At 33.5% G+C, this 15,078-nt stretch carries 6 protein-coding genes; 3 read left to right on the top strand and 3 right to left on the bottom strand.

Annotation, left to right across the window (positions count from 1 at the left end):
• The first annotated feature begins 1 nt into the window (after position 1).
• Together KM029_RS13095 and KM029_RS13090 are read left to right on the top strand one after the other, a co-directional pair.
• On the top strand, positions 2-1,411 hold the full coding sequence (locus tag KM029_RS13095; RefSeq protein ID WP_144073694.1) for an ATP-dependent DNA helicase: 1,410 nt from the start codon (positions 2-4) through the stop codon (positions 1,409-1,411).
• Between the two features lie 46 nt (positions 1,412-1,457).
• Entirely contained in the window at positions 1,458-2,063 is a 606-nt protein-coding gene (locus KM029_RS13090) for a class I SAM-dependent methyltransferase (RefSeq protein WP_144073693.1), read from the top strand.
• Between the two features lie 75 nt (positions 2,064-2,138).
• Here the strand turns inward: KM029_RS13090 and KM029_RS13085 are convergent, their stop codons facing one another.
• The 3 genes from KM029_RS13085 to KM029_RS13075 all read right to left on the bottom strand — a co-directional run bounded on the left by KM029_RS13085 (position 2,139) and on the right by KM029_RS13075 (position 13,017).
• A complete protein-coding gene (locus KM029_RS13085) occupies positions 2,139-9,668 on the bottom strand; it encodes a S8 family serine peptidase (protein WP_144073692.1) in 7,530 nt (2,509 codons plus the stop codon).
• 506 nt (positions 9,669-10,174) lie between these two features.
• On the bottom strand, positions 10,175-10,939 hold the full coding sequence (locus KM029_RS13080) for a cyclase family protein (RefSeq protein ID WP_144073691.1): 765 nt from the start codon (positions 10,937-10,939) through the stop codon (positions 10,175-10,177).
• Between the two features lie 272 nt (positions 10,940-11,211).
• Entirely contained in the window at positions 11,212-13,017 is a 1,806-nt protein-coding gene (locus tag KM029_RS13075; RefSeq protein WP_144073690.1) for an acyl-CoA dehydrogenase family protein, read from the bottom strand.
• Between the two features lie 427 nt (positions 13,018-13,444).
• On the opposite strand from KM029_RS13075, the gene KM029_RS13070 reads away from it, so the two are divergent.
• A complete protein-coding gene (locus KM029_RS13070) occupies positions 13,445-15,049 on the top strand; it encodes a fumarate hydratase (protein WP_144073689.1) in 1,605 nt (534 codons plus the stop codon).
• The last annotated feature ends 29 nt before the right edge of the window (positions 15,050-15,078 follow it).

The raw sequence follows: 15,078 nt of genomic DNA, 5'->3' as shown, positions 1-15,078 counted from the left end.
GATGATCACACCTTCAGAACGTATAAGTGCCTCATTTCCTTTTGAGCCTACAAATGGACAAAAAACACTCTTTGAGTTACTCGATGATTTTGTTTTAGAAAAAAGTACACGTAGAAATACATTTTTATTAAAGGGTTACGCTGGTACTGGTAAAACATCTGTACTTACAGCCTTTTCTAACATTCTGCGATTTTATAGCTATAAACCAATAATGTTAGCACCTACGGGTCGAGCTGCTAAAGTGATGTCTTCTTATGCAAAGAGAAAAGCATTTACTATACATCGTATCATTTTTAATCAAAGTGAAGATCCTGATACAGGTATACTTCAATTTCAACGACAAAAAAACACGGCACAAAATACTGTTTATATTATAGATGAAGCCTCTATGGTTGATGATCAATCTCACCCGGGTGGAGAGGGTCTGTTATCATCATTAATTAATTATGTCTTTGAAGATCCAAAATCTAATAATAAATTATTTTTAGTAGGAGATTCTGCTCAACTTCCTCCTGTAAAACAAGAAATTAGTCCTGCTTTAGACGAGGTATATCTACAAAATGTATTTCGCTTAAATGTCAAAAGTTTAGAACTTACAGAAGTAGTCAGACAGGCTTCTGAATCTGGAATTTTATATAACGCTACAACACTAAGAAATGCATTAATTTCGCAACAAGAAATTAAGTTTACTACTTCTCCCTTTTCTGATATCTATAAAATGGGATCAGACAAATTAGAAGATGGTTTACTCTATGGATACGATAAATATGGTATTGAAAATACAGTAATTATTACACGTTCTAACAGAGCTGCAACACAGTACAATCAATATATAAGAAGACAAATTCATTATAGAGAAGAAGAGCTTGATGCAGGAGATTATCTTATGATTGTTAGAAATAATTATTTTTGGCTAGACGATGATTCCCCTGCCGGTTTTCTTGCAAATGGTGAATTTATTGAGGTGACAAGTGTTGGTGGAGTAGAAGAGAAGTATGGTTTCCGTTTTTGTGATATCCGCTTCAGACTTCTTGATTATACTGACCACCCTACTGTTGAAGCTAAAATTATTTTGGATACACTTCATTCTTTTACTCCTCAATTAGAAAGAGAAGAAAACAGAAAATTATACAATGCTGTTTTAGAAGAACACGCAGAAATTGCAGATAAAAGAGTGAGACTAAAAAGAATTAGAGAAGATGAATATTTGAATGCTTTACAAGTTAAATTCTCATATGCCTTAACTTGTCATAAATCTCAAGGTGGACAATGGGATGCTATTTTTGTAGACATCGGTTTTTTAAGAGATGATATGGTGGATACCGATTTTATCAGATGGCAATATACCGCAATTACTAGGGCTAAATCTGAATTATTTTTAATGAATTACCCTGATAAATTTTTTAAGTAAATCTTTTGATTCGCTTATTTGTAGAACTAAAATTTAATTATTTGAAATGAACACTCTCTATTCTAAAGCTATTTCTATATATGAAAAATTTAAATTAAGATATCGATTACTTAATCAGTCCAATCCTAAATTAGTTGTTGGAAGCTCATATATTTTTCAGGAAGGTTGGGTTCCAAGTGATATACACGCTTTAAATATTCTCAATGAAAAAGATTGGAATAGTTATTTTAGAAAAGGGTCTATCAATAATATTTTAGGTGAGCATGTTTGGGAACACCTCCACCCTAAAGATGGTTTAATTGCTGCTTCTAATTGTTTTTCTTATCTAAAAAAAGGTGGGATTCTAAGAATTGCAGTGCCTGATGGTTTTCATCAAAATACTGAATATATTAAAAAAGTAGAACCAGGTGGAACGGGTGCTGGTGCTGATGATCATAAAGTTCTATATAATTATCAAAGTCTTGAAACGATGTTACAAGAAGCCGGGTTTACAACTCGAAAACTTGAATATTTTGATGAGTCACATCAATTTCATCAAAACCCTTGGAAAGAAGAAAATGGTTTTATTCAACGCTCATTTAAAAATGATAAACGAAATCTTGATGGAAAACCTAACTATACATCTTTAATAATTGATGGAATAAAAAAATAGGGAAAAAAACCACCAAAGCAATACCTTGGTGGTTTCAAAATAGATTTCTCTATTCATTATTCATTTTATATCCAATTATTTCTTTATCAATTTATTATATGTTTTTACAGTACCGTTAATTGATATTGTATAGATATGAATACCATTAGAAAGAGCTGGAAAAGCTACATTTAATTCATGATTTCCATTACTTAAAGTACCCATCGAAATTGTTTTTTCAACTACTCCATTCAAATTAAAAATCTGAATAACTACATCACCTTGTTGAGGTAAAGTAAAGGTAAAAGTTGTTTTATTATGTACTGGGTTTGGATAGTTTCTTAGATTAATTTTTTCTAAGACATTCTTATCAACAACCGTTGGTAATTCTTCTTCCTCTTCTATTTCTTTTTCAGATACATCAACAACAAGCATTGTCATTCCAGAAGCACCATGTACATCTGTAGCAATTAGTGCTACTTCTGTTACACCTTCGACTAAACCAAGAATTGCAAACTGCCCTTGAGACATTGATGCCATTACTTTTCCATCATCAGAAGCTGCTATACCGTAAGTCAATTTATCTCCATCAGCATCTATAAAGATTTCACTAGGATTTAAGAAGCTAGGTGTATCCCCTAAATGTAAGAACAACGTATCTTGAGCAATCATTTCTGGTGCTCTATTTACATTATGAACTATTACTTGAATTTCAGCAGATGATGATACTCCATGCTCGTCAGTAATAGCTATTCTTAATTCATGTTCTCCTTCGCTATCATAATCTGTAGACAGTGTAATTAATAAAGTATCATCTTCAATTGAAGTACTGTTTACTAAAACATTTTCGTCAATAGTAAACGAGATAGTATGACCTTCTTTATCAAGAGCAACTACTTTTATCATTCTCTCAGAAGCTTCATCCATTTCTACAATTGTTGGAATTTCTATAAATTCAGGAGCTGTGTTTGATGTTAATGTAGTAACAACTGTTTCTATCTCAGCTGATTTATCATTACTCGTAAAATTAAACATGGCTTCCTCATAAGAAGTGAAAGTGTTTGATGGAGTAAAAGTAACATCAATTTTTTCTGAACTTCCCGCTGCAACTGTTCCTTCAAAAGAAGATAAAGTAACCCAAGGAGTAATTCCTTCTGACTGATGTAGTGCATTCATCCATAATAATAATGGGAATCGATTATCTGATGTGACATCTAACCAAGCTCCATTTACCTCTATGTATGATATATCAGACATTGTTTCTGCTGATTCTACAAAACCTTGAGGTCTTGCAGGACCAAATGGATAAGTAATAATCATATAAATCGTTTCACCAGGGTAAAACTGAACTGTATTACTTAACTCAAATGATTGTAACTCTCCTTCTAGATCATCAAAAGCCGTTTCTGTTGTGAATGATTCTTGATGTAAAACAGTAGGGTTGTCAATATCTCCAACTCCAATTGTAATCATTAAATCTGCATTTGCTAAACCTGCAGGAACATACCATGTAGAAACATGTGATAAATTGAAGCCTGTTTTAGGTGCTTTGAATTTTGTTAATGTACTAAAGCTATTTGCTCCATAACCAATTCCTCCTGCTTTTTCATACCCTTTGTAATAATTGATTTCATCATCAAATTCAGTATTTAATGTGCCAATTCCTGATGCTACTGAATGCATACGAGTAGCTGAAAGTGGAGTAACTATACTTTCTGAATTGAAAACTGAAGCACTAGTTACTAAACCTTGCCTTGGATATTCTACTTCTACTGTGTAAGCTAAATCTGAAGCTCCATCAACATTACTAACAACTATTTCATCCATAATAATTGATTGGTTATCAAGTGAAATTTGATGAATAGTATCTGTTGCTATTTCCATATTAGGAGGTAAGATTAAATTCGCTTTAATCACTAATGTATCTGTAAGTCCCATGTTATCATTCACAACAATAGAATCTAAGAACACACCACTATCCATTGGAGAAATAGTAATTCTTGTTGGAAGATCTTCTAAAGGAGAAATACCCGGCCATGGAGCCCACATTGGATCAAAGAATGCTGTATTTTTCCATAAAGGATCTCCAAATGGATTCCCGTTCCAATCTAAATTATAACCCCAAATTTCAATAACAGGATTTGTACCTCTTATAGATTTCATTTCCATAAGATCTAACCCTTTTGTACCAATATTTTGTGTATTAAGAATTACTTCTAAAGATTGTCCTTGCGACCAAAGTAAATCGCCTAAATCAATTACTTCTTTATCCCATTGTAGCGTAGCAGTACCATTTACTGTAAGGTTTACAGGAACTTCTACTTTTTCATTATTTGGAGACTCACTGTGTAAAGCCAATGTTGTTTTGTATTGACCGTCCAATAAGTTTTCTGCATCAACAGCAAAGTGCAATGTTTTAGATTCACCTGCAGGTATAATTGTTTTTTCAGTAGGAGTATACTCAATTACTAAACCATCTTGGATGTAAGAACGGTAAAAGTTAACCATTACACCTTCAGTACCATCCTGATTTTCTAATCCAATTGTTAGCCATTTACTCCAGAAGTCAACACCTGTTTGATTCCAAGTCTTGTACTGCATTTTAATTCTTCCATCTTTATAGAAAATCGTTTCTGCAGTGGTATGACCTCCCATAATACTAGCAAAATGCTGGTAACGCTCGTAAGTAACTACAAACTTCTCATCGTCTTCATAGTACCAGATTCCTTTATTAGGGTTTTCATCATAATAATCTGTTTCACCAGCCATCCATAAAGGAGCAACCAAATTATTAATATCATGTGCAAATGGAATTTCTAGTGGATACCAAATTTTATCTCCTAAAGGAGCTCCATGGTAATAGTTAAAACTCATTTGACCGTGAATACCAATGTAAATACTGTCGTATTCTATTCCATAATAGTTGAAAGAGAAAGGTAATTTTACTGCTTTCCAATAATCATCTAATTCTAAATCTATCTTTTCTCCATTCTTCGTAATATCAATAAATTGATAAGAAGGAGATTCCAGGTCTTCAAAACCTGATAACTCTTTCATGTTATCTTTCCAAGCATATGAATAGTTTGGAATTACACTTGCAGGTTGCATTTCTTTTTCCTCATATAACCAATGAGAACCCATTGGTAATACTTCCAAATCAGCCTCACCCATTGAGTTATCAACAATTAGAGACAACATATCACTTTCTCCTGCATTTAATGTGAAGAAATGCTCTGAGTTATCAACATTAATCATTGGTGCGTGAATAACATTTGCTGTAATAGGAAATGTATACACTGTACCTAATTCATCTGTGACAATTAAATTATCTTCTAAAAGACCATCTACAGTTGCTGTAAAAGATACTTTCAATGTTTCTGATAGACGAGGATCAATTGTAAAAGTATTTTTATCTACTTCAAATAATCCATTTTCTACAACTGCAGAAGTAAAAGTAATTGGCTTATTACCTTGATTTCTAAACATCACAACAATAGATGGTGAAGCTGTTTTGTATACATCCCCAAAAGGTAAATCATCTCTTGTTTTCGTAATAATTGCTTCTCCACCACTAATTACATCTGCATGTAAAGTAAAATGAGCTAAAGGTGTTATTGGGTCGTTTGTAAAGATTGATAAGTTTTGCGTATTTCTCATCTCATCTAAACCTTCTGTTACTACATCATACGTAATATCAACAGATTGACCTACCGGTACTATACCTTTTACACTGCTTAAGTTTCTTGCTATTTTTCTACCGGGATGATTTACTTTAATCGTTACATTTGAATTCTTAGAAGTAAATAATTTTTCAGGTTGTTGAGAATTCTCATAGATATAAAAACCATCTTGTTTATCAGGACTTTCTACACCAATAAATGGAGCGTTTGAATTTCTAATTCCCCATACATCTTGGTATCTATATTCAATATTACCATCTGCATAAAGTACAATTTGGTATGTAATTTTATGAGATTCATTAAAGTTATCTTCACTTGCTTGTGTATACAAGTTTTTATACTCCATCACTACATGATCACTAAACCTTTTATAAAGGAATTTAGTATCTAAACCAATGTTTGTGTATAAATATAAACCTGCAACATATCCATTTGATGTAAAATCTGATCCTAATAGCTTACCCCAGCTACCATTTACAGGGTCTTTAGTATCTAAAGCAATCATACCTACATGAGATACATGCATTTCATTAACTAAAGTATCAAAGAAAGGAAAATCAAATCCTAATTCAATATCAATAAAATCTAAGAATGAATTGTCTTTAAACTGTTGCGTGAAATCAAGAACATCCTCTTGATCCTCTAATTCTTCCCATACAAAATTATCTGATACTAAGTCCCATGAATAACCAAAACGATGTACACCCTCCTCTCTATCTTCATCATACAGTGGAATTGAATATTGTAATGGATAATTGCCTAAATTATTAATTGTAAATACTCCTGTATCCGTTTCCCCTAAAGGAAGAGTATAAGCTTGTTCTGACGGAGTAACCTCTATTTTAGAAGGTTCAATACCTACAGCTGTAAGATTAATTTCGAATGATCCTCCATAAGTATCATCTGTAAAAGTAAACTTAGCAGTTTCAACTCCAGCTTGAGTAGGTGTGTATTTTAAAGTAATTTGATTTACTTTTCTAGCATAAAACGTATAAGGTTTCTCCGTCAACTCAAATGATGTACTTCCTTCTGTAGTGACATTATTTGCTAATTTGAAGATACCATAACCATAATTGGCTACCTCAATTATTAATTCTTTTTCATGCCCAACTTGAACACTACCAAAGTCAACTATATCAAATGTTTTAATAGCTGAAGGATGACCTTCTACTTTAGTAGAAATATTTAACTTCTTCAGTGGTTCTTCAGGGTCATTCGATTCTATAAATAAAACAGAAGTATAAGTTCCATTTACTAATGTAGAAGCATTTACAGTAGCAACTATAGTTTGTTCTGAGTGTCCTAAAACGTCTCCAGAAGCAGGTGCTAATGTAATAAATTCACCTACTGATGGATTTTTACTAATTGCAGAAAATAAAAATGATTGTGTTTTGTCACCTACTGCATCTATCAAATAAGACCATGATTTTCCATCGTCATTACTATAGAACATTTTATCTTCTCCTTCCTTTGTAAAGTTATAATCTCCAATTACAAGTGGATATTTATTTCCTGATGGAATTCTCGTCACCAACCAAAATACTTCTCCTTCTGGAAAATATAGTTGTTCTTCCAAAGTAAAGTAATGGATATCTCTTAATTGCGGTTCTAATTCTTGTTCCCATTTTAAAATTGCTGAACTTAAAATATTACCTTGGTATACCTGTACTTTTGTTTTGCCTTCAGTAAGATCATTTAAAAATATTTCAAAGTCTGTAAGGTTAAAACCTCCTTCCGGAGCAATAAACGCTACAGCAGCTGTATTTGATTTAGTCAAATCATTATCTCCAATAAAAAAAGTAGGAGAGAACCACTTGTTACAATATTCAAAATATTGATCTTCAAAATCTTCCAATTCAGAATGATCATTTAATGACATCACATCAATTTTGGGAGAATTTTCACGACCCATATTTGATGTTTTCGCAATAGAACCTGCAGACAATATTGTATAATTCTTTGGATAATGATTCTTATATCTTGTCTCTAAAGAATAACTTAATTTACCTTCTTCTTCATTTTGAAAAATAATCTCATCATTGGCAGTAGGAGAGGTTACTATATCTGCTGCTATAGATAAAGATGATTTAGATAATATAAGTTTAGGACCTAAGTTTGTTGCTCCAATAATTGAAGTTGATAACGATGAAGTATTACCCCATCTATCTATTGCTAATATTGCAAATGAATATTCAGTTTCAGCTGCTAGTTCATTTATTCTATATTCATTCCATTCACCTATTCCACTTGCTGAGTTAACTACAACTTTTGTTGCAGAATCTAAATCAAATGTGCCTTCTTTATAATAGATTTCAAAAGTACTAGCTTGTCCATCATCTTCATCCGCAGGAGTTTGCCATTTTAATGCAATATGATCTACTCCCGCATAAGCCACTTCAAGTGAATTAACTTCATCGGGAAGTAGTCCTTCATTTTCTTTTAAAGCAAAAGAAGCATCGATTCTACCTGAACCCAATTTCCCTTCATAACTCGGGTTTTGACTTTCAATACTAACCACTCCTGTTAATAATTGAGATTTCAACTGATTAGGAGTCATTGTTTCTCCTCCTAAATGTGATAAAACTAAAGCTGCAATACCAGATACATGAGGACATGCCATTGACGTACCTTGGTAAAAACCATAATCATTACCTGGCAAAGTTGATAATACTCCATTTGTTAATGCTGAAGCTGTTTCTCCACCTGGAGCAGATAATTCGATCCAATCTCCATAATTAGAGTAATTTGCTTTTTGATCATTCGGATTAGTAGATGCCACAGTAAAACACGGTTCGTAATACCCTGGGTACCATTCTCCATCATTGTTACTATTTCCTGAGGCAAAAATAACAATACCACCTTTCATTGGTGCTCCTTCATAATCACCTGCTTCAGCAATAAAATAATCAATTGCGTCTAATACTACTTGGTCATAATACCCTGCCGTAGTATATCCCCATGAGTTTTGAGAAATTACAGCTCCATTGTTAGCAGCATAAATGTAAGAAGGGGCAACATCTACAAGTGGTCCTCCTAAAATTTGGCAAGACATTAATAACGCTCCTTGGTTTTCACCATCACCACCTGCAACACCTGCAACTCCAATTCCATTATTATTTACTGCTGAAACTGTACCACCAACGTGCGTACCATGAGATTGTGCAGCAATACTTCCTGAAGCTGAAGAGAAGTTCCATCCATAGATATCATCTATATAACCATTCCCATCAGAGTCTTCTCCTTCAACTCCATTTAATTCAGCTTCATTAATCCAGATATTATTTTTCAAATCTTCGTGATTGACATCAATTCCTTCATCATGAATTGATACAATTACATTATTAGATCCCATTGTTGTTTCCCATGCTGTAAATAGATTTACATCAGCACCTTTTGTCCAAGTACCAGAACCATCATTATGGTAATGCCATTGTTTTGATAATAAAGGATCATTTACTGGAGCAGTATCAGTTAATGTTTGAATCTGCTCTTTTGAGATTGGTTCAAACTTCGCATCTGGCTCAATTAATTGCTTTTCCTTAATTGTTTCTGCTAATTCAATATCTGGCAAATTTGAAAAAGATTGCACAACTGCATCTAATGAGACATTAGATTGTACATCCATTTGATACCATAAATGCAAACCATGTTTACGTAGTTTATGTTCAAACTTAGCATTGTAAGGGAATACCCTTTTCATATTTTCTGCACCATATTGATGGGCTGTTGCATCAAAAGAAGCAATACCTAAAGTGGCAACTCCCCCATTCATAGGTGTAATTTGTAACCTTGAATCTGTGGCTTCTTTAAACTTTACTCTAATCACTCCTTGTGCTACTCCTTTAGAAAAAGAAATAGGAGTTTGTGCATAACTTTCTGAAGCATTTAATACTCCAAAAAATAAACACATCAAGAAAGCCAATACTCTTAGTAGATGAATTTTCATTGATAGTCCGTTTTGCGTTTAAAAATTGAATTGGTTAGAAATTATTTCATCTTTAATAGATTCAATAATTTCTGAAGTACGTCAGTCTCCTTCTTTCGCACTTCAATCATCTCAAGTAACTTTTCCTTGTCGCTGGTTATGTTACTATATCGAGACTTCTTCGTGTTTTTGTCAGACATATTTCTGATAAAAAAGTTATCGTCAGATCTCTCACAATTTTAAGTCGTAAACGGGTGTTAATACAATTAATCTTATGCTACATGAACTCTCTAGTAGTACTACATCAATGCTACATCCATAAAAAAACAATAGACAAAAGGCTCTTAAAAAGATCACACAACACTGATAATCAATCACTTAACAAGTAAACATTGAAAATTTCAATAATTGATTTATAAAGACATGTAACAATGCTTAGTTCTCCTTTAAAAGAGAAAAACCTCCACCTTACTACGAATAATAAAGTGGAGGTTTTAATTTATTTTTATACAAAAAAGCAAATTGATTTACTCTTCCATCATTGCTACTACACGAGCTGGAGCAGCAGATGCCCCAACAATTTTAAGTGGAAAAACTGCTACTTTAAACCCTGAATAAGGCAACGCATTTAAGTTTACCAATTGTTCCATATGGCAATACTCTTTCTCTTGACCAACCAAATGAGCTTCCCAAAATAATTCAGAATTACCTGTTTTTTTTGCTTGTTCAACTAGATAAGGTAAAGGTAAGTCCCATCCCCAACTATCTATACCCATTACTTTAATTCCACTATCGATTAAGAAATGAGTAGCTTCTGCACTCATTCCTGTTCCAATTTTATGGAAGTTTTCTGTACCGTTAAACTTGTCTCTTCCTGTTTTAATCAAAACAATCATTCCTGCTTTCAAAACCAGATTTTGAGCAGTCAGGAATTCCTTAATATCAGCAACAGTAATTGGGTCAAAATCAATTTTATGTTCCATATCAATTACAATCCCATCACCATAACACCAGTCTAAAGGAACTTCATCAATCGTTTTTGCTTTTTTGCCTGCAACGGTTGGAGAGTAATGCCAAGGAGCATCTATATGAGTAGTTGAATGAACACCCATTTTTTCTATAGTATCATCTGCCCAACCCGTAAATCCTTTCGGAAATAATTTAAAAGGTAGTCCAAATAACCTAATTAACCATTTTGCCTTTTTGTGGGGTTTATGCTTAATTTTTACACGCATAAACCACGGATCTTTTTTATTGAATTGAATTGGCTTAGAGAGGTCTATAATTTTCATTGTTAGTTTTGGTTATATAATTATCTAGTACTCTATTTCTAGAATTGACAAATAATTAAAAGTGTATAATTTGAGTTAAATTTCACGAATATAAACTTTTGTATAAGTAAAATCACAACTTTTGAATTACCTCCATCTGTTTAAACATAAAAAAGCCAACCCGAGACAGGTTGGCTTTTTTTCATGTAACCAAGTATTTAATCGTCCTATTTCACCGTTCCCTTCTTCTAAAAAGAAGAAGTTCTTGGTAAATTTCTTTTATTATTATCTGATTAAACTACGAAGAAAGGATATGCTTCTTTCTCAATTAATTCATCAGCTAACTCTCTTCTTAATGCATGAACATTTTCTAATTCATACTTTGTAAAGCGTTTTAAGCCCATCAACATTACACGTTGCTCATCGCCAGTGGCAATACCTGCAATTGCTTCTCTACCAGATACAGCTACAGCTTCTGCTGCTTCACGAATAAATATCTTAGAGATGTTGATTTGTTGCTTAGCTGCAGCTTCACCTTTTTCTTCGACTAACTTCTCTGTACGAAGAATTGCAGATTCTGCAGCGTAAATTTGAATTAGCATATCAGCAACGTTCATTAAAATTTCTTGCTGATCATTGATTTTAGCTTCAAATACTTGAACAGCTCTACCTGCTACCATCAATGCTGCTTTTTTCAAGCGTTTTAAAATATCTTTTTCTGTAGTGAATAATACAGATGTATCAAGTGTTTCGAAAGAAGGTACGCTTGTTAATTCTTTTGCTACATCCATTGCTGGAGATACAATATCAAGTTCACCTTTCATAGCACGCTTAATCATCATGCCTACAAGAAGCATTCTGTTAATCTCGTTTGTACCTTCATAGATTCTAGAAATACGTGCATCTCTGTAAGCTCTTTCCATTGGAGCATCAGCAGAAAAGCCCATACCTCCATAAACCTGAACTCCTTCATCAACTACAAAATCTAAGACTTCAGAACCGAAGACTTTAAGAATTGCACATTCAATAGCGAATTGCTCAACTCCTTTTAATTTTGCTTTTGCATCGTCCATACCACTTGCTAAAAGCTCGTCTGTATGGTCTTCTATATTTTGACCAGCTCTATAACACATCGACTCAATTACATATGTTTTTGTTGCCATTTGAGCAAGTTTTTGCTTGATAGCTCCAAAGTTAGAGATCGGTTGTTTGAACTGCTTTCTTTCTTTTGAATATCTGATTGAATGGTTAATTACTGCACGACATCCACCTAAAACACCTGCACCTAATTTAGCACGTCCGATGTTTAGAATGTTTACTGCTATTTTGAAACCATTACCTCTTTCAGATAACATGTTCTCTACCGGAACCTTACAATCGTTAAAGAATACCTGACGAGTAGAAGAACCTTTAATTCCTAATTTCTCTTCTTCTTCGTTCATTGTAATTCCGCCAAACGACTTTTCTACAATAAATGAAGAGTAGTTTTTATCATCACCAATTTTTGCAAAAACAATAAATAGTTCTGCAAAACCAGCATTTGATATCCACATTTTTTGTCCTGTAATAAGATAGTGCTTACCATCTTCAGAAAGAACAGCTTTAGTTTTACCAGAGTTTGCATCAGAACCTGCATCTGGTTCAGTTAGTGCATAAGCCGCAGCCCACTCACCAGTAGCTAATTTTGGTAAATACTTTTCTTTTTGCTCTTGAGTACCATAATAAAGAATTGGTAATGTACCAATACCTGTATGGGCACCATATGTTGTAGAGAATGAACCTGCTTCTCCAAATACATCAGCAATCAACATAGATGTATTGAAGCTCATTCCTAAACCACCTAATTCTTCTGGAACAGAGATTCCTAGTAAGCCAAGTTCACCTGCCTTATCAAAAATATTTTCTACCAATTCCCAGTCATGACCATCAATTTCTTTCGCTTTAGGCGTAATTTCTTGGTCAATAAAATCTTTAGTGGCTTGTGCCATCATTACTTGCTCCTCCGAAAATTCTTCTGGAGTGAAAATGTCATTTGCTTCTGTCTCACGGATTAAAAATTCTCCGCCTTTGATTGCCTTCTTATTGGTTACAGTATTCATAATTCTATATCTGTATTGTTATGTGTTGTTATTGGATGAACATTAACTCAAATGAGTTTATTTATGTGTTGATTATTGGATGCTTTATCAGAGGAATTACCTTTAAAGTATGTATTACAAAAGTATTTCTTCACTTAAAAATGTATGCTTGCATAACATTCATTATCCAAATATAATAAAATTATTATGCAAGCATAACAAAACCATTAAAAAATGTTGAATCAACGTTTATTTTTTTACGAAATATTCATTTTTGAAACGTATTCTATGTTTTGAATACAAAAATTTATTAGAATCATTAAAATCTATTTACCAAGTATGACTAATCTCACTGATGTAATCATTATCGGTGTGTATTTTTGCCTATCTGATAATTTTTAACCATTATCAGCATATTCGACACAGATATTTAATTAGACAGATACAAATGAGCGACTTTTCTTATCAGAAGCCTTTCCCAATAAAGAAAGACTCTACGAAGTACAGATTACTAACAAAAGACTATGTTTCAACAATTGATGTTGATGGTCGTAAATTTTTAAAAGTTGATCCTCAAGGATTAGAACTTTTATCTAAAGAAGCAATGGCAGACGTATCGTTTTATTTACGAACGGCTCACTTAGAAAAAGTTGCCAAAATATTAGACGATCCAGAAGCTTCTGATAACGATCGTTTTGTTGCTCGTACATTATTAGAAAATGCAGCTGTTGCAGCTGAAGGACAATTACCTTCTTGCCAAGATACAGGTACTGCTATTGTAATGGGTAAAAAAGGCGAAAGTGTAATTACTGGAGCTAACGATGCCGAGCATTTATCAAAAGGCATCTTTGATACCTACCAAAATAGAAATTTACGTTACTCTCAGGTTGTTCCTTTAACAATGACTGAGGAGAAGAATACAGGTACAAACCTTCCTGCACAAATCGACATCTACTCTGAACAAGGTAATTCTTATGAATTCCTATTTATGGCTAAAGGTGGTGGTTCTGCAAACAAAACATTTTTGTACCAACAAACTAAAGCTTTATTAAACGAAGATGGTTTAACGGCTTTTGTAAAAGAGAAATTAAAATCTATTGGTACAGCAGCTTGTCCTCCTTACCACTTAGCATTTGTTGTTGGCGGTACTTCTGCCGAAGCAAATATGGCTACTGTAAAAAAGGCATCTGCTGGTTACTATGATGAATTACCTACTGAAGGTAATATGGGTGGTCAAGCTTTCCGTGATGTAGAATGGGAAGAAAAAATCCAGAAAATATGTCAAGAAAGTTTGATAGGAGCACAATTTGGTGGTAAATATTTTACACATGATGTAAAAGTTATACGTTTACCTCGTCATGCAGCATCTTGCCCAGTGGGTATTGGTGTTTCTTGTTCGGCTGACCGTAACATCAAAGGTAAAATTAACGAAGAGGGAATTTGGTTAGAAGAGTTAGAAAAAGACCCACGTCGTTTAATTCCTACAGAAGAATCTCAAATGGATAATCCTGTAGAGATTGACTTAAACCGCCCAATGGAAGAAGTTTTAGCAGAACTTTCTAACTACCCAATCAAAACACGTTTAAACCTAAAAGGTACTTTGATTGTAGCACGTGATATTGCACATGCACGTATCAAAGAAATGTTAGATAATGGTGAAGAAATGCCAGAGTATTTCAAAAATCACCCTATCTATTATGCAGGTCCTGCAAAAACACCTCAAGGAATGCCTTCAGGCTCATTTGGACCGACAACAGCTGGTAGAATGGACCCTTATGTTGGACCTTTCCAAGCAAAACGTGGTTCTATGATTATGTTAGCAAAAGGTAACCGTTCTCAACAAGTAACTGATGCTTGTAACGAACATGGCGGGTTCTACTTAGGATCTATTGGTGGTCCTGCTGCAATTCTTGCAAAAGAAAACATTAAATCTGTAGAATTAGTTGATTTTGAAGATTTAGGAATGGAAGCAGTTCGTAAGATCGAAATTGTAAACTTCCCTGCCTTCATAATTGTTGACGATAAAGGAAATGACTTCTTTGCAGAATTATAATTCTGTATTAATAATTATATAGGTTTCAA

The sequence above is a fragment of the Flammeovirga kamogawensis genome (assembly GCF_018736065.1).
GTDB lineage: Bacteria > Bacteroidota > Bacteroidia > Cytophagales > Flammeovirgaceae > Flammeovirga > Flammeovirga kamogawensis.
The sequence above is the reverse complement of the archived record's forward strand: the minus strand, read 5'-3'. Positions and strand labels throughout refer to the sequence as shown.